Here is a 17,835-nt window from a genome sequence, read left to right as displayed (position 1 = left end):
TCTACGCCTCATGCTGCCCGCGGCACAAGGTCCGCATTTGCGTTGTTTTTCGAAACATTCATATCGAACATCGTGGCTACCAGAGCGCCCCCGCTCACCGGCTTGGCAACGACCCGGGTAATCCCAGTCGCCAGCAATTCGTCGCGTTCGGACGGCGCCGAAACTGGCCATAACAGTGTCGTCTCCGCGTCGCACGACGCCGCGGCGGCCGCAATCCTGGACAGGGCGGCATGCGTGTCGCCGCCTACCCGAATGGTGGCGTCGTCGATCAGCACCCGCGCCACGTTGCCGGCCTCCAGCTGCAGCACGGCATCGTCGGCGGACACGACACACATGACGGGCGCGCCATGCGGCGCCAGCAGCGTCTTGAACATGCTGCGGGTAATGGGGTTGCGATCGACGACCAGCGTCACCGGGCCGGTATCGGACGCCACGGCTGCGACGCGTGCCTCTTCGGCGCGGACCAGAGGCAGCACCAGCGTGAAATTGGTCCCCTGCCCCACCCTGCTGTCCACGGTCACGTCGCCGCCCATCGCGCGGGCGAGGTTGCGGCAGATCGACAGTCCCAGCCCGGTCCCGCCGAACTGGCGCGTCGTCCCGGCATCCGCCTGGCGAAACGATTCGAATATCTCGTCGAGCTTGTCGGCGGGGATGCCGATACCGGAATCCGTCACCACAGCCCTCAAACGATCGTCGGCGTCGACATCGACCGTCAGCGCGACGCGACCGGCCTGGGTGAATTTCAGCGCGTTGGACAGCAGGTTGAAGACGATCTGACGAACCCGGGCCGCATCGCCGATGATCATCGTCGGACACCCGCCGAGATCGACCTTGAACGAAAGTCCTTTGGCGCGAGCCTGCTCTTCCCACATCCGGGTCGCGTCCGTCACCGTCGCGCGAAGATCGAACGGCGCGGATTCGATCGTCAGGTTGCCGGTCTCCATCTTGGCGACGTCGAGGATATCGTCGACCAGCGCGCGCATCGTCACGCCCGCGCTGTGCACCACGCCGAGCCGGTCGCGCAGGACCGGGGCGAGCGTCGCGTCGGCCAGCATCACTTGCGTCATGCCGAGGATGCCGTTGAGCGGCGTACGGATTTCATGACTGGTAGTCGCCAGGAATTCGGTCTTCGCCGCCAGCGCCTTTCCAAGCGCACTGTTGGTCACCGCGAGATCGTCGTTCGCGGCACGGACCTGATCGCGACTGCGCCGCAGCGTGATCACGCCGAACGCCAGCAGCGCGATGACCACGGCGACCGCGGCCGCCGCGCCCAGGAATATGTAACGCTGCGTCTGCGCCCGTGATCGCTCGAACGCGATGCTGCGCTGAAGATCGCTCGCCTTGAGCTGGCTGATCTTCAGCTCCTGGTTGGCGAAATCGAACCGTGCCGCCATCAGTGCGGTCTTCGTACTCGTCGCCAGCTTGGTCGCATTGTCGTCGAGCCGTTTCAACGCCTGAAGATGCACCAGCGCATTTTGCCAATCGCCCGTCGCGCGGAACACATCATAGGCGGTCTGATGCACGTCCCTGAACGAGATGCCGGTAAGCTTGGTGTCGACGTCGCCGAGTGCACGGGTCAGCAGCGCCTTCGCGCGCGCTGGCTGGCCGTGTTGAAGCGCCGACTGTGCCTCGGTAGCGTCCAGGCGGACGATCAGGCCCGAGTCCTTTTGGTCGGCGATCTGACGCGCTGAAGCGATCGTCCGATCCGCCTTGGCGAGCTTGCCCATGTCCAGTTCGACACGCGCGATATTGATGTAGATCTGTTGCAGCAGGTTATGGCTGCCGAGTTGCTTGGCCGCCACCAACGCCTTTTCGAGCTGTATTTCACCCTTGGCGAACTGCCCGGACTCCGCGAACATCAAACCACGATTATTGTAGATCGATACCGCCATGTTGATATCGGATTTGTAGACGTCGAGCGCCTGGTCATAGTATTTGTCGGCCGTGTCAGGGTCCATCGCCTGCGTGTACAGCGACGCCAGGAACACGAGCGCCCGGGATTGGCCGCGCGCGTCCAGCAGCCTGCGGTAGATGATGTACGCCCGCTGGAAATCGATCAGCGCGTTGCCGGCCCGCCCCTCATTGCTGTCCAGCCAACCCAGCGACAAAAGGACGTCCGCTTGCAGCTTCGATCTCGGCTCATGGCGCGTGACCGCGGCGATCGCCTGTCTCAGCGGCAGGTCCGCACTGTCCGAATCATTCGATCGAAGATGGGCTTCCCCGCGCAACCACCGCGCGGTGGCGACGGCAATGCCGCGCTGCGCCGTCCCGCCGATCCGTTCGGCGTAGCGTTCGGCGACGACGGCCTTGGCCAGCGCCGTGACGGGATCGATAAGCATCGCGGCCTTCGCGTCCGCCACCGACTTTTCATATTCACCGACGGCGGTCGATGCCGGCTGGGCCGATGCGGGAACGGGCAGCCCGGCGGCCAGCAGAAACGCGGCGGCGATCGTGACGATCGACCGGATCGATACGCTCATCCGCGCTTCCACACGGTGGCCAGTCGATTGAACGGCGCCCGGATATCGGCGGCCATCGCCTGATATTTCCCGTCCTCCAGAAAGTGGATCAACGCATCGAGATTGATCGGACGGCTGATCAGGAACCCCTGGATCATGTCGCAGCCCATCACCGACAACAGCGCCATCGCGGCCTGCGTCTCGACACCTTCCGCGACCACCTCCATCTCCAGCGCATGCGCAAGATCGATCGTCGAGCGAACGATCAGCGGATCGCGGTTCGAACTGGTCAGCTGCGTCACGAACAGCTTGTCGATCTTCAGTTCGCGGGCCGGCAGTTGCTTCAGATAGGCCAGCGACGACAGCCCTGCGCCATAATCGTCGATCGCGATGACGATGCCGATATCCGCGAAGACCTTGAGGTTGGCGATCGCGCCCTCCGGATCGCGGATGACCGAAGTTTCGGTGATCTCGAATCCGAGCCGCGCGCCACTCGACTCGACCAGCGCGCAGGCGCGGCGGACGAAGCGCTTGTCGGCCAGCAACACGCCGGCGATATTGATGAAGATGCGGAGGTCATGACCTTTGTCGGCGAGGGTCTTCTGGTCTTGGATCGATCGGCGGATCGTCCAGAGCGTCAACGCGACGATGTCGCGCGACTCTTCGGCAAGCGGAATGAAGTCGTTCGGCAGCACCAGGCCGCGGGTCGGGTGATTCCAGCGCACGAGCGCTTCCACGCTGGTGATCTGCTGCCGGCGGAGGTGGACCTTGGGCTGGTATTGGAGGAACAGCTCCTCGCGCTCGATCGCGAGCGTCAGGTCGCGCGCGAGTTCGATCTGGTCGATGACGGCGGTATCGCCCGATACGTCGCGAGCAACCGCGACCCGCTCCGTTCGCGACTCGACGAGCGCGCGCTCCGCTTCCTCGATCAGGTGGACGTCGTCGCGGTGGTCACCGGCGGCGGCAGCACCGAGCCGGACATGGACGACGTGCGATTCGCCGTCGATATCGAAGGGCCGCTCGAACGCGACCTCCAGCGCGGCGACGGCAACGTCCAGCGCCAGGCGCGCGTCGCTCTCGAACGCGATCTCCGTCACCTCGCGACCGGCGATCATGACCCGCGCATCGGGTAGCGCAATGCCGATCCGCGCCGCCACATCGACGATCAGCGTATCCGCCCTGAGCCTGCCGAGATGCCGCCGCAGCAGCGCGAAGTTGGCGATTTCGACGAGGACGAGAAAGCGCCAACCCAATTGAGAACCGTGGGAAAAGACACTGTTCCGGGACGTCGCCGACGCGACCGGATCGATCGTTGGCGCTACGGCGCGCGAGATGCCGTGTTCGAACTGCGCATGCGGAACTTCCCTCATGCCGTCCGCGATAGCCGGCACGCATAAAGATACCCTTAAGCACTCGCCCGACTAGCTCGCGCAAAGATGGTTAATAAAGTACAAACGTGATTGTTTAACGCGCCGTTAGTGAGTATCAGGCGGGGGCACCCTCAAGGGTGTCAATAAGGGAGCATAAAACATGCTGAAGCTCATTATCTCGTTGATCTACGACCACATTCGCCCCTGGTGAATGACGTCGGTCGGTCCGAATATCGGTGATGCGTCGAATAAGGACGTGTCTCGGTAGTCGGGCCGACACTTGATCGAGGCTGACGGTATTTGACGAACCGATGACAGTGACAAATTAGTCAGTAGTTTCCGCCCTTGCAGCGCACAAATATTGATTTAGATCAATTGTATAGACTGCGTGAATCGCCGGCAAACTGACCACCGGCCAGGCAAGTTAAGGGCACGGGAATGCCTCCTCCCCGCCGCAATCCTGCGTTCGGACAGGTGATCGGCACGGAGCCGGACGCCGAGGTTCACCTACGTCGCGCGAACCAGCGACGGGCGGCGGGTCGCCCGGTCAGGCGACCTGCGCGACGCGTCGGACCGCCGGGTTCGAGAAGACCATCGCATCGTCGACCGAGCCGAACTTCAACGCCATCAAGTCCAGCGCATAGTTCTGGTTGAGCTTCCACGGCTTGCGCTCGCCCTGCGTCGGTAGTGCAGCGGCGGCGCGCTGGACATAGCCCGAGGTGAAGTCGAGGAACGACTCGCTCTTCATCGTCGGATCGTCGTTGTGCGGCGTTGCTTGGCGCAGGCCGCGCTTGGTCATCGTGTTGAGCAGGCGGCAGACATACACGGCGGTCAGGTCGGCCTTCAGCGTCCACGACGCGTTGGTGTAGCCGAAGGTCGAGGACAGGTTCGGTACGCCGTCGAACATCATCCCCTTGTACTGCAGCCGCCCGGCGAGCTCGATCGGCTTGCCGTCGAGGCTGAACGCGACTCCGCTCATCAGTTGCAGTTCGAGCCCGGTCGCGGTGACGATCACGTCGGCGGGCAGGTCCTGCCCCGAATCGAGGTGGATGCCGTCGGGCGTGATTCGCGCGATCGTGTCGGTGACGATCGAGGCGGTGCTGGCATTGATCGCGGTGAACAAGTCGCCGTCGGGGACCAGGCAGACGCGCTGGTCCCACGGATTGTAGCGCGGGGTGAAATGTGTCGCGACGTCATAGTCCGGGCCGAGCTGATCGCGGACCATGCCGATCATCCGCTCCTTGACGACCGCGGGCTTCTTGCGTGCCATCCGGTAGAAGAACATGCCCATCAGCACGTTCTTCCACCGCGTGATGCCGTAGGCCGCTTTCGCTGGCAGCTTGCCGCGCAGCCAATTCGCAACGCCGTCCTCGCCCGGCCGCGCGACGATATACGTCGGTGAGCGCTGGAGCATCGTCACATGCGCCGCGGTCTTCGCCATCGACGGGACCAGCGTCACAGCGGTCGCGCCGCTGCCGATCACGACGACTCGCTTGCCGCTATAGTCGAGGTCCTCGGGCCAAAATTGCGGGTGGACGATCTGCCCGGCGAAACTGTCCGCCCCCTCGAACTCAGGCGAATAGGCCTTGGCGTAATTGTAATAGCCCGCGCACATCGAAAGGAAGTTGCAGGTCAGCGTCACCGGGCCATCCGGTCCGGTCGCTTCGACCGTCCAGCGCGCGTCCTCGGTAGACCATGCCGCCGACTTGACGTGATGGCCGTAGCGAATCTTCTGGTCGATGCCGTACGCTTGCGCCGTTTCTTCGACATAGGCACGGATCGAGGGGCCGTCGGCGATCGACTTGGCCGCCGTCCAGGGGTGGAAGACGAACCCGAGCGTATGCATGTCCGAATCGGAGCGGATGCCGGGATAGCGGAACAGGTCCCACGTCCCGCCCATCGACTGCCGGCCCTCGAGGATCATGTAGCTCCGGTCGGGGCAGCGCGTCTGCAGGTGGTAGCCGGTACCGATCCCGGAAATGCCGGCGCCCACCACGATCACGTCGACATGTTCGGTCATGCTGCATCCTCATGCCCCCGGCGTTACGCCGTAGGTTTCATAACCGAACCTATCCTGTTGTGATCTTTACTCAATAGTCCTTCGTATATTTCACGCTCGCGCTCTGCCCGCCGCTCGATCCCGCCGCCGACAACAGGCTCAGCGCCTTGGTCAACGCGATCTCGAGCTGGGTCGAGGTGAAGCCCTTCGCGTCGGTCACGATCTCCACATAGATGTTCTTCGTGATGTACTTGCCCGCCGCGAGGCTCGTCCCACGCCCGGTCGCCTGATCGGCGCCGAGCACGCGCAACCGGTCGAAACCGGTCGCCGAGCGCAGCTTGCCGAGCGGGTTCAGACCGCCGCCGCCCGACCCGCGCAGCGAGTTCAGCGCCGACGCCAGCTGGATCGCCTCGGTCGCCGACAGATTGGCCGGGCTCGACCCGAACAACAGGCGGCTGAGCACTTCATCCTGCGGCAGCACCGGCGTCGACGTGAACGCGATCTGCGGCTTCTGGCCGGTCCCGGTGACGTTGATGACGACGGTGATGTCGCTGGTGGTCGTGGTCGCCTGGATGTTGATGTCCGGATCGGTCAGCGCACCGCCGCGGAAGCGGATCTGGCCCTTGTTCACCTCGAACCGCTTGCCAGAGAACGAATAGGTACCGCGGACCACGTCCATGCCGCCGGTGATGATCGGCGCGGCGGAGGTGCCGCCGATGTGCATGTCCATCTCCCACTCGGATTCGAGGCCCATGCCCGAGACGAACAGCTGGTTCGGCGCACGGACGCGAAGGTCGAGCTTGAACTTGCCGATCGCAGGCACGTCCGAGCGATCGGTCGAGACCGGCCTGCGGATATCGCTCTTGCGGCGGACACCGGTCAGTTCGGGAACCTCGGCCTGGCCCTGACGGATGATCTGGTAGCGCGCCTCGGGGATCTGAAGATCGCCCTGGATCAGGCCACCGTCGCGGCCATTCGTCAGGTGGACCGTGCCCGTCGTAGTCGCGCTGATCGCGTCGCTCTTGGCAAGCTGCGCATTGTTCAGCGTCGCGCGGATGTCGATCGGGAAGCCGCTGTCCGCCGCAAAGCCAATCCTGCCCTGCGCCTGAACGGTGCCGTCGCCGGCCTTGGCGGTCAGCTGCGTCAGTTGCAGGTCGGTGTTCGAGAACCGTCCGGCGATCCGCATCTGCGACAGACGCGTGCCATAGGTTTCGTTGTCGTACGTCAGGTTGTCGGCGCGGACGACGCCGTTCAGCTGCGGTGCGGACAGGCGCCCGGAAAAGTCGGCGGCGACAGCGATCGGCCCCGACAGCTGCTGGTTCGGGATCGCGGCGAAGCTGAACAGCACTGCGGATGGGCCGTTATAGCGGATCCCGCCCGACAGAGGGGCGGCCATCAGGCGCGTGCTCCACGAGCCACTGCCGGCCGGAAGCGGCCGAAGGTTGGCGACCATGCGGCCGATGACCGACGTCCCGCGACGAACCAGCGCTCGGCCGGTGGCGCCCTCGCCGCCGAGCGTGCCCGCGAACACGATGTCGACGGGGTCGGAGACGGCGGCCAGGCCGGATCGGGTGAAGTTGGTGACGGTCACGCGGGCGTCTGCGGTCGGCAGGGCCGCCGAGTTCGCCTGCGAGAAGTCGAGGCTGCCGGTCGCCTTGCCGCCGATCCCGAGGTTCGGGACGAGAGCGGAGAGCGTCGACAGGTCGAGGCGATCGAGCCGGACCTGCGCGTTCGTGCCGCGGCCATAGCTGCCCGCCAGGCGCGCCGAGCCACCGCCTGAGCCACCGAAGTCGATCCGGGTCGGCGACAGGCGATACACGCCCTTCGCCGCCTGAATGCGCGCCGGGTTGACGGTGCGGAAGTCGATGCCGTTCGCCTGGCCCTGTGCGGCGACAAGGTAGTTGTTCGGGCTTAGCTTGGCGTTGACGGCGAGACGGAACGGTACGCCGTTCGAGCCCGTCAGCAGCGCCTGCGCGGTGCCGTTGCCGCCGACATAGTTGACCTTCGCGCGTGCCGCGGAGAGGACGATCGCGCCGTAGCGCATGTCCGCGATCTGTGCGTCGGCGACGATCTGCGGGGTCGGCGTCAGGACTGCGGTCGCGCTGACGATCGCGCGACCTATCGTGAAGTCGACCATGCCGGGGATCTTCGCGCCGTTGGCACGTGCCGCGACGTCGGCACGCTGATAGCCGCCCTGGTTGGCGAGGCGGACGTTGCCCGACAGGCCCTGCCCGGCGAACTGGAGCGCACCCGCGAACGGACCTGCCGCGGTCTGGACGATGCGGCCGCTGCCGACGATCCCGGCAAACACCACGCGACGCACGTCGACTGCGAGTTGCGCCCCCGGCTTGACCAGCACGTCGGCGGTGAACGGCCCGTAATTGGTGCCGCCGCTCGCGGTGACGGCGTAGGCGCCGCCACGACCGACGATCCGCGCATTGAGGTTGACGAGGCCAACGCCAACGCCCGGCCGCGGTGCACGCAGGACGACGACCGGTGCGGTCGCGCTGCCCGTGACGCGGGCAGACAATGGGCCGTAGGCGGTCGAATACGCATCGGCGTTTACCAGCACTGCGCCGGTGGCCGGATCGAACCGACCTTCGCCGCTCGTCACGCGGAACTGTGGCGCGTTCATCCGGAGATTGCGGAAGGTGACGATGCCTTCGGGGCTGTAGCCGATGTCCGAACGGACGATCGCGTTGCCGCCGAGGAAGCTGCGCGCGCCTTCGTTGAAGATCTGCGAGGTCTGCGCGACGACGCGGCCGGTTATCCCGAAGCCGCCCTTGGGTCCCGGCACCAGCTTGGCGTCGGTCGTCAGGTTGACGATGCCGATGCCGTCAACGCGGTAATTGTTGACCCGCCCCTTCAGCGCGCCGGTGTAGCGGCCGGTTGCCATGTTCGCGACGACCACTGCGGTCGCATCGATCTTGTCCGAGCGGATCTTGAGGTTGTCGGAGAGGACGTTGACGCCCGAAATCGCAAAGTCGCCGTCGATCGCGACGTTGGTCGCGAGACCGCCGACCGCCGCGTTCAGACCGGTCACGCGACGCGCGCGCGCCTTGACCGGCACGAGGATGCGGTCGGAGTTCACGCGTGCGAGGCCCTCGGCGTAGAGGTTCTCGACGCCCATGTCGCCGAACGCGATCGTGGCGGCGCGGACCTTGTAGTCGACGGTCGGCGTCGCGAACGCGCCGTCGAGGACGACGCGAGCGGTGACATCACGACCGCGCAGGTTCGGCAGGATCGCGCCGGGCGTCAGCAGCTTCGCGTTAACCGCGAAATTGCCGAAGCGGCTGTTCGCGAGATCGATCAGGCCACCGGCGTCGACCGCGAGCGCGTCCGACTTCAGCGTCATCCGCGTGTCGGCCTTGCGGTCGTTCAGCGTGGTGTCGATCGCAACATCGAGCTGCGGCGCGGTCAGGCGCTCGACTGGCCCTTCGAGGTACAGGCCGGGACGTGTCGAGCCGCGGACTTCGATATGGCCGTTCTTCGCGGTCAGCGCGAGGTTGGCGAGTTCCCCACCGCCGAGCGTCGCGATCGCGCGACCCTGCCACGCCGCCCAGCTGCCGCGGCCATCGACGGTCGCAGTGAGCGGCGCCTTGAGCGAGCCCATCGTCGAAACGACGCCGCCGACCGGTGCGGTCAGCTTCACGTTTACGTCGAGCTTGTTCTGGTCGGGCACCGCGTCGAGCTTGAGCATCAGGCGGTCACCACCGGCGATACCCGGTCCGGTGAGCGCGGCGGCATTGGTCGTCAGCTGCGCGCGCTTGTCGGCGACATGCACGGTGCCGTCGATCTTGACGATATGCGTCTGGCCGGTGACCGGCTTGGCGATCAGGAAGCGATCGATCACCAGGCGGTTGATGTCGATATCGAGATCGGGAAGCAGCGGCGCGTTAGGATCGGTCGGCGTCGCGTTCAGCACCGGGCGGCGCTGCAGCGTGACCAGCGGCGTCGTCAGCGAGCGGACGTCGACATGATTCTTGGCGAACGCGAATGGACGCCAGTCGACGGCGAGCTTCGGGCTGGTCAGGAAGACGCCCTTGGGATCCGACACGCGGACATCGCTCAAGGTCATCGCGCCGTAGATCGAGCCGTCGATCCGGCCGACCTTGATGTTGAGCCCGGATGCGGTCGTGTAGCCACCGATCTGGTCCGCGACGAGGCGGCGGCCGGGATCGGTATTGATCCCGAACAGCACGATCAGGACGAGCGCGACAAGGCTCACGATTAGGATCGCGAGCCATTTCAGGATGCGCTGCCATAGCGGGCGCCGCTCGACCACGATCGTTTCGGGCGTCGTCTCGACGTGCGGAGTGCCGTTTTCGGCCATCAGAATGCCTGCCCGATCGAGATGTAGAGGGCGACCTTGCCGTCACCCTTGCGGGGGTTCAGCGGAGTCGCGACGTCGAACCGCATCGGGCCGAAGCTGGTGTAGAAGCGCCCGCCGATGCCCGCGCCGTAGCGCAAGGACGACAGGTTCGGCGTGCTGCTCTCATAGCTGTTGCCCGCGTCGATGAACGGCACGATGCCGTAATCGCCGAACCGGTAACGCGCTTCGAGTGCAAATTCGTTGAGCGAGCGACCGCCGACCGGGTTGCCGTTGGGATCGAACGGCCCGAGCCGCTGATACCCGTAGCCGCGCACCGAACCGCCGCCGCCGCCATAATAGCGCCGCGAGGGGGCGAGATCGTCGCGGTCGACGCCCTGGATCGAGCCGGCCTTGGCACGACCGGCGATGACGATGCTGCTGGAGACGGGATAGTAGAACGTCCCCTCGATCATCGTGCGGACGTACGGCTTGACCGACCCCTGCACCGAGGTTTCGGGGCTGAGGTTGAGCGTGAGGCGATAGCCCTTGGTCGGGTTGAGCAGGCTGTCCGAGCGATCGAACTTAATTTGGCCCGGCAGCGCGACGATGCCGTAGGTCCGGCGGACGTCCTTGCCTTGCGTGAAGTCGTAGACGCTTTCGTTCGTGCCGACGAGTTCGCCACCGTAATAATAGGTCAGCGGCTTCTGCCAGATCGGCGTGGAGTCGTAGCTCCAGCGGACGCCGACGCTGGTCGTGAACGCGTCGTAGGCGTCGTAATTCGAATGGTTCGCACCGGCGGTCAGGCTGAACGTCTTGTCGCGCTTGCCCGCGTTGGCGCGGCGGAACGTGCCCGCCAGACCCTGCTCCTGCGTACCAGCGATTACCGACGCGATCAGCGCGCCCTCGTACGGGAACAGGTTGCGGTGCTGCCACGTGCCTTCCGCGCGGAAGCCCTGCCCGGTCGAGAACCCGACATTGCCGCCGAGCGACCGCGGCTTGCCCTCGCTCTGGCGGACCAGCAGGTCGACCTGCTCGGTGCCGTCGGGGTTGATCGTGCCGGTACGGACCGGCTCGACCGAGACCGTCGAGAACAGCGACGTCGCGACCAGCGCATCGCGCAGATCGTCGGTCATCCGGTTGTCGTAGAGATCGCCCGCCTTGAACCGCGGGAAGAGGCTCAGATGCTCGAGATCGAAGACCGGATCGCCTTCGGTGCGAAGCTGGCCAAACGACGAGCGCGGGCCGGTATCGACGGGGAGCGTGTAGGCGCCGGTCGGGGTCTGGTCGTCGAGCAGGATGTCGCGCTCGCCGACCTTGACGAACGGATAGCCCTGCTGCGGCAGCGTCAGGCTGACGTTCGCCTCCGCGCCCTGGATCCGCGCGGCCTCGATCGGATCGCCGACCTTGAGCGGCAATTGCGTACGGACGAGGTCGGGCGGGGTCGTCGCGTCCGCCTTCACGGTGATCGACGACAGCGAATAGAGCCGGCCGGGTTGCGCGCTGACGGTCGCCTTCAGCCGCGCGGGCTTGGTCTTGTCGGCGTCGGGGATCGTCTCGATCGTCGAGATCGCGGTCGCGTCGTAATAGCCGAGCGACTTCAGCAGCCGCACCGCCAGCGCCTCGTCCTCGCGCGCACGCGCCGCGACCTGCGTGGCGTTCGCCGCCTTGCCTTTGCCCTCGGCGAGTGCGGACAGCGCCTTGTATTCGCCTTCGAGCCCGTCGCCCGCCTTGTCGAGGCCCTTGGTGGCGGTCTCGTAGCGGATCTCCGGCGCGTCCTTGTCCTTGACGTCCGCCGCGGTCTGGAGCGGGGTCGTGTCGAAGCTCGACAGCGGCGTCAGCGGTTGCGCGAGTTGTGGATCGCTCGGGCCGGTCGGGGGCAGGACGTCGCCGGCGAGCGTGGTCGCGGGGGGCGTTGCAGCGGCGGGAGTCGCGGGTGTTTGCGTCGAGGGAGCAGGCAACGGCGCCATCGCTTCCAATGGCGCATTCAGGTCACCGCTCAACGGCGGCAAGGCGCTGTCGAACTCGGCGTCCGGCACGATCGGAGCGTTGGAACGCGGGTCGTTCGACTGTGGCTGGTCGCTGGGCTTGGGCGCGTCGGGGCCCTTGGCCGGGGCGGTGCCCGGCTTCACCAACTGCGCGGAACCGGCGCCCGCGAACCCCGTTGTCGACGCTACCAACGCCAGAGCGAGCCAATGATGCCGGCTGTTCGAAGCTGTCACACAATCCCCTTTACAGGCAGCGATCGTGCTCGATTCACCCCCATGTTCGTCCACGTAACGCACATAGGACGGCTTGGTTTCACAAAAATTAACCTCAGACACAGCCGATTAGGCCACCGACCGGCATGACGATCGTATCGCGTCCGGGGCGGTCGATCCGTAGCGTCGCGGACGTCACGGTCGCGCCGGCGGAGATGTCGGCGCGGACGGCGACCGCCATGTCGAGCGTCGCTGTCACGTCGCCGCCGCGATACTGGGTGACGCCGCCAAAGCCGAAGCCGATCGCGGGCGACTGCGTCGTCATCGCGTAGTCATTGGTCTTGCCGTCGATCGCCAGGCGGATCTGCGCGGGGTCGGCGGTGGCCATCGCGACGAGCTGCCGGCCGGCGTCCATGCTCCAGAGATACGCGGCGCATCCCTTGGCGGGGAGCTTCTGCGTGCCGATCGCGCCGAGGGGGCCGGGACCTGAATTGGCAGCTGGCGCAGGCGTCGCAGCTTGCAGCGCGAGCATAAGAGCGAGCGATATCATGGCGTCACGCCTATCATGAACAGCCACGCGGGATAAGCCGCGATCGCCAGCAACGCGCCGAATGGAAGCGCGGTGTCCGCTGCCATGCCGCGTCCCTTGAGGCGTGCGGCAAGGACGACGCCGAGCCCAATCATGCTCGCGATCAGCAGGACGGCGGGCAACATCTGCCACCCGAGCCACAGCCCGATCGCGCCGAACAGCTTCGGGTCGCCGCCGCCCATCCCGTCGCGGCCACGCAAATGTCGGTAGCCGAACGCGACCAGCCACAACGTGCCGAACCCGGCGAGACCGCCGATTAGTCGCGCGGGGAGCGGCGGGTCGATGCCGAGCGCGGCGCTGGCGAGCCCGGTCGCAGCGAGGAGCATCGTCAGTCGATCGGGCAGCCAGAACGCGACGAGATCAAGACTTGCCAGCGCGAGCAACAGCCAACCGAATATCGCGCCGGCGATGCCGACTACCCCGGGAGCGACGAGCCCCGCGCCCAAGCCGATCGCCAACCCCGCCAGCTCGATCCGCCAATGCACCGGACTGATCGCGACACCGCATCCTCGGCACAGGCCGCGCAGGACGAGCGCACTCAGCAACGGTACCAGCTCGACCGCGCGGAGCGTTCGCCCGCAGCCATCGCACGCCGATCGCCCCTGCATCACCGACCGCCCGTCGGGCCAACGTGTCACCAGTGCCGCGACGAAGCTGCCGATGATCGCCCCGAGCATCCCCAGCAACACCGCCCAGAACGCAGCCTCAGACACCCGTTTTCCGCACCAGGTAGCGATACACGCCTAGGAGGTTGATCCCGAACAACACGATGTTCTGCGTGCCCAGCGCCCAGTCCCCGGTCAAGGCCGCACCGCTCAGCCAGGCGATCGACGAGCCGACGAACAGCACGAACCCCCACCCCGTCACGCGCCGCCCGAAATCGAGCGACACCATGAAGGCGGCGATCACCCCCGACCCTGCGGCACACCATTTGAGCGTCGTGATGAGTGTTTCCATGACGGGAGGTCTAGGCGCATCCCGCAGTGCTTTGTATTGCCGCACATCAACCCCAGATACGGGGGCAGAAGAATATATGGAGAGTGAAGTGGCCGCCGATCGAGATCCCATCGTCATCCTGTCCTACGCGCGCACGCCGATGGGATCGTTCCAGGGTGCGCTTGCCGGCGCCACCGCGACGCAGCTCGGTGCCGATGCGGTGCGCGGTGCGGTCGAGCGGTCGGGCGTCTCCGCCGCTGAGATCGAGCGGATCTACATGGGGTGCGTGCTGCCAGCGGGCCTCGGCCAGGCGCCGGCGCGACAGGCTGCGATTAATGCAGGGCTTGGCGATCATGTCGAGGCGACGACCGTCAACAAGATGTGCGGGTCGGGGATGCAGGCGGCGATCCTCGCCGCGGATGCGCTCGCGGCCGGCTCGGTCGACCTGCTCGTCGCCGGCGGCATGGAGAGCATGACCAACGCGCCATACCTCTCGAAAAGCCACCGCGGCGGCGCGCGGATCGGGCATGACCGGATGTACGACCACATGTATCTCGACGGGCTCGAGGATGCGTACGAACCCGGCAAGCTGATGGGCAATTTCGCCGAGGACACCGCGCACGAATATCAGTTTACGCGCAAGCAGATGGACGACTACGCGATCGAATCGCTGCACCGAGCACAGCGCGCGCAGAAGTCCGGCGCGTTCGACCGCGAGATCGTCTCCGTGGATATTGCAGGTCGCAAGGGCACGACAACAGTCTCGCTCGACGAGCAGCCGGCCAAGGGTGACGTCGCCAAGATCCCGACGCTGAAGCCCGCCTTCTCGAAGGAGGGCACGATTACCGCCGCCAACGCCTCGTCGATCTCGGACGGTGCCGCCGCGCTGGTGATGACGCGTGCGAGCATTGCGGACCGGCTTGGCATCAAGCCGATCGCGCGGGTCGTGGCCCACGCCGCGCACGCGCATGCCCCGTCGCTGTTCACGACCGCGCCGGTGTTCGCGATGCGCAAGGCGATGGAGAAGGCCGGCTGGTCGGCGTCGGACATCGACCTTTTCGAAGTCAACGAAGCCTTCGCGGTGGTGGCGATGATCGCGATGCGCGACCTAGGTCTGCCGCACGACAAGGTGAACATCCACGGCGGCGCGTGCGCGCTCGGCCATCCGATCGGCGCTAGCGGCGCGCGGATCCTCGCGACGTTGCTGTCGGCGCTCGAAACCACAGGCCAAAAGCGTGGCCTTGCCTCGCTCTGCATCGGCGGTGGCGAAGCGACCGCGATGGCAGTGGAATTGATGAACTGATCCGCTGACTTCCCCCCTCCCTGAAAGGGAGGGGCCGGGGGTGGGTTGCCCTCCACGACTCCCGGGCGCAGTCTCGAAGGATGCCGCGAGTTCCTCCCGAGATGACGCGGCGTGCACGGGAGTTGCGCAACCACCCGACCGATGCCGAGATCGCGATCTGGCATAAGGTCGCGTATTTTCGCCCGCGGTTCACGCGGCAGTTGGTCGTCGAAAGGTTTATCGTCGATCTGGCTTGTCGGGAGGTGCGCCTCGCGGTGGAGTTCGACGGCAGCCAACACATCGACTCGGTTCGGGACCGTTCGAGGACACGGCGGTTGGAAGAACTTGGTTGGACGGTGATCCGGTTCTGGAACTCCGACGTCGCTCGAAACCCAGACGGCGTAGCGGAAACGATCCTGGCAAGCGTTGTCCGTCTTCAGCAGCCAACCCACCCCCAACCCCTCCCTTCCAGGGAGGGGAGCTAGAAGGGCAGTCGACTACAGGGGGACGTTACCCTCTTCTTACTCCCTTCCCTGAAAGGGAGGGGCCGGGGGTGGGTCGGCTTCCGGATCATGCGACGCCGCCGATTAAACAGCCCTCTCAACCCTCAAGGCAAAACCTCACCAGCCTCAACACCCCAAAGCCCCCCAACCGCAACAAACCCCGCCTGCCCCTTCACGTCCATCCGGCACCAGCCATTGCCACACTGGCTCAGCCGCCCGACCACGCCCGGCGCTGCACGCCACAGCAATTTGGCGGACGAGACGGGCTTCTCGCGCATCTCCACCGGCCCCGCGCCGTGGACGATAGCGGTGCGCGTGCCGCTGAGCAGGTTCGCCTGCATCCAGCCTTCCGTGCCATCGGGATCGGCGACCTTGCGCCATTCCTTGAAGATCGCGACCACCTTGATCGGCAGGTCCTGGCGTTGATACAGCCAGCTCGCCGGATACGTTCGCGCAGGCCCGGTCCGCATCCGCGCACGCGATGCCGAGATCGATGCGTAATAGGGCACGCGCTTCTTCGTCGCATCCGCGGCGGTCACCGGGTCGGGCACCAGCGCGGTGGCAACGAAAACGGAAAGCGCGGCGGCGAGAATGCGCATGGTCATGTCCTAACTGGCGAACCCCGTCCTATCGCTATGCCACGCATTGCTCAACCGGAGTCGATACCGACAATCGCGGCTCCAAGATTGACGCGCTTGCCCGCCTTCGCCAAGCCGGTAGCATGACCGACACACGCCGCTGTCCGAACCCCAAGGTCGTCGTCACCCGCGAGCTGGCCGACACGCTCATGGACCGGATGGAGGCGCTGTTCGACACGCACAACAACCGCTCCGACACCAAACTTGACCGCGACCAGCTTGCCGCGGCGATGGCCGATTGCGACGTGTTCGTGCCGACCGTCACCGACGACATCGACGCCGACCTGATCGCCGGCGCGGGCGACCGCCTGAAGCTGATCGCCAACTACGGTGCGGGCGTGAACCACATCGACCTCAAGGCGGCGCGCGCGCGCGGGATCATCGTCACCAACACGCCAGGGGTGCTCACCGAGGACACCGCCGACATGACGATGGCGCTGATCCTGTCGGTCCCGCGGCGACTGGCCGAGGGCGAGAAGCTGGTGCGCTCGGGCCAGTGGAACGGCTGGAGCCCGGGTGGGATGCTTGGCCACCGGATCGGCGGCAAGGCGCTCGGCATCGTCGGGATGGGGCGGATCGGCCAGGCGGTCGCGCTGAGGGCACGCGCATTCGGGCTGACGATCCATTATCATAACCGCACCCGCCTGCCCGCGGTCCGCGAGGCGCAGCTGGCCGCCACCTTCCATGCATCGCTCGACGACATGCTCGGGGCGGTCGACATCGTCACGATCCACACGCCCCTGAACGCCGACAGCCGCGACCTGATCGACGCCCGCCGGATCGCGCTGATGCGGCCGCACGTGTACCTCATCAACGCCGCGCGCGGCGGGATCGTCGACGAGGGCGCGCTGGTCGAGGCGCTGGAGGCGGGCAAGCTCGCGGGCGCCGGGCTCGACGTCTGGGCGCACGAGCCGGCGATCGATCCGCGGCTGCTGGCGTTGCCCAACGTCGTGATGCTGCCGCACATGGGCTCGGCGACGCTCGAAGGGCGGATGGCGTCGGGCGAGCGCGTGATCCAGAATATCCGGATGTGGGCCGATGGCCATCGCCCGCCGGATCAGGTGCTCGACGGCTGGGTCTGAGCTTCAGCCGTCGATCTTCCCCCGCAAGGGTTGAGGTGCCGCCGAAGGTGAGGGAAGGGAGGACACGCGACGTTTCGCTTTCCTCCCCCTCCGACTGGCAAGTGCCAGCCACCTCCCCCTGGCGGGGGAGGATTACAAAACCCTCAGACCGCGCGCATCCAATGCGTCCGCGCAACAGTCCCGGTCAGTACCTTCGATCCGAACGCCTTGATGATCTTTGCCGCATCCGCACTGTTCATGAGCACGACGCGCGTGCCTCCCGATGGCAGCGTCTCGATCGCACTGATGATCGCGTCATGCTTCTTGCACATCGCAACGACCTGCGGCTGCTCGACGCTGACGTTGACCGCCCGCGAGATCGGCACGACGGTTTCACTGCCCGTCGTCACGACGAGAGTCCGGTGTTCGCTGAAACTGGATCGATACGCATACGGCATTCCCGGCTCGGAGCGGGAGCGCAAAGCATC

13 protein-coding genes are annotated in these 17,835 nt (G+C 66.0%); 3 read left to right on the top strand and 10 right to left on the bottom strand.

Going from position 1 to position 17,835, the window contains the following annotated elements:
• Positions 1 to 8: 8 nt before the first annotated feature.
• The 8 genes from O6Y00_RS18740 to O6Y00_RS18705 form a co-directional block, all read right to left on the bottom strand.
• Complete coding sequence (locus O6Y00_RS18740) at positions 9 to 2,480, bottom strand: ATP-binding response regulator (protein WP_353444079.1); 2,472 nt, start codon at positions 2,478 to 2,480, stop codon at positions 9 to 11.
• Positions 2,477 to 3,829, bottom strand: a complete 1,353-nt coding sequence (locus tag O6Y00_RS18735; protein WP_353444078.1) for an EAL domain-containing protein — start codon at positions 3,827 to 3,829, stop codon at positions 2,477 to 2,479. Before O6Y00_RS18735 ends, O6Y00_RS18740 begins: the two co-directional genes overlap by 4 nt.
• 547 nt (positions 3,830 to 4,376) lie before the next feature.
• Positions 4,377 to 5,849, bottom strand: a complete 1,473-nt coding sequence (locus O6Y00_RS18730; RefSeq protein ID WP_353444077.1) for a flavin-containing monooxygenase — start codon at positions 5,847 to 5,849, stop codon at positions 4,377 to 4,379.
• A 70-nt stretch (positions 5,850 to 5,919) separates the two neighbouring features.
• Positions 5,920 to 10,161 (bottom strand): translocation/assembly module TamB domain-containing protein, encoded by a 4,242-nt coding sequence (locus O6Y00_RS18725; protein WP_353444076.1) that lies wholly within the window; start codon positions 10,159 to 10,161, stop codon positions 5,920 to 5,922.
• Complete coding sequence (locus O6Y00_RS18720) at positions 10,161 to 12,359, bottom strand: autotransporter assembly complex protein TamA (RefSeq protein WP_353444075.1); 2,199 nt, start codon at positions 12,357 to 12,359, stop codon at positions 10,161 to 10,163. Before O6Y00_RS18720 ends, O6Y00_RS18725 begins: the two co-directional genes overlap by 1 nt.
• Before the next feature lie 94 nt (positions 12,360 to 12,453).
• The gene (locus O6Y00_RS18715; RefSeq protein WP_353444074.1) at positions 12,454 to 12,888 is read right to left on the bottom strand and encodes a hypothetical protein; all 435 of its coding nucleotides are present in this window, start codon (positions 12,886 to 12,888) and stop codon (positions 12,454 to 12,456) included.
• Complete coding sequence (locus O6Y00_RS18710) at positions 12,885 to 13,604, bottom strand: prepilin peptidase (protein WP_353444128.1); 720 nt, start codon at positions 13,602 to 13,604, stop codon at positions 12,885 to 12,887. Before O6Y00_RS18710 ends, O6Y00_RS18715 begins: the two co-directional genes overlap by 4 nt.
• A gap of 28 nt (positions 13,605 to 13,632) precedes the next feature.
• Positions 13,633 to 13,884, bottom strand: coding sequence for a hypothetical protein (locus O6Y00_RS18705; protein ID WP_165895429.1), 252 nt, complete (start codon positions 13,882 to 13,884; stop codon positions 13,633 to 13,635).
• A gap of 88 nt (positions 13,885 to 13,972) precedes the next feature.
• On the opposite strand from O6Y00_RS18705, the gene O6Y00_RS18700 reads away from it, so the two are divergent.
• The gene (locus O6Y00_RS18700; RefSeq protein ID WP_435368648.1) at positions 13,973 to 15,166 is read left to right on the top strand and encodes an acetyl-CoA C-acyltransferase; all 1,194 of its coding nucleotides are present in this window, start codon (positions 13,973 to 13,975) and stop codon (positions 15,164 to 15,166) included.
• A gap of 101 nt (positions 15,167 to 15,267) precedes the next feature.
• On the top strand, positions 15,268 to 15,630 hold the full coding sequence (locus tag O6Y00_RS18695; protein ID WP_353444072.1) for an endonuclease domain-containing protein: 363 nt from the start codon (positions 15,268 to 15,270) through the stop codon (positions 15,628 to 15,630).
• 122 nt (positions 15,631 to 15,752) lie between these two features.
• Here the strand turns inward: O6Y00_RS18695 and O6Y00_RS18690 are convergent, their stop codons facing one another.
• The gene (locus O6Y00_RS18690) at positions 15,753 to 16,253 is read right to left on the bottom strand and encodes an SH3 domain-containing protein (protein WP_353444071.1); all 501 of its coding nucleotides are present in this window, start codon (positions 16,251 to 16,253) and stop codon (positions 15,753 to 15,755) included.
• 116 nt (positions 16,254 to 16,369) lie between these two features.
• On the opposite strand from O6Y00_RS18690, the gene O6Y00_RS18685 reads away from it, so the two are divergent.
• Positions 16,370 to 17,368 (top strand): 2-hydroxyacid dehydrogenase, encoded by a 999-nt coding sequence (locus O6Y00_RS18685; protein ID WP_353444070.1) that lies wholly within the window; start codon positions 16,370 to 16,372, stop codon positions 17,366 to 17,368.
• Positions 17,369 to 17,511: 143 nt separating this feature from the next.
• Here O6Y00_RS18685 and O6Y00_RS18680 read toward each other — a convergent pair whose 3' ends face one another.
• Positions 17,512 to 17,757 (bottom strand): hypothetical protein, encoded by a 246-nt coding sequence (locus tag O6Y00_RS18680; protein WP_353444069.1) that lies wholly within the window; start codon positions 17,755 to 17,757, stop codon positions 17,512 to 17,514.
• Positions 17,758 to 17,835 lie beyond the last annotated feature (78 nt).

This window comes from Sphingomonas faeni (genome assembly GCF_040407565.1).
Lineage (GTDB): Bacteria > Pseudomonadota > Alphaproteobacteria > Sphingomonadales > Sphingomonadaceae > Sphingomonas > Sphingomonas faeni_F.
This window is presented reverse-complemented; position numbering and strand designations above follow the sequence as displayed.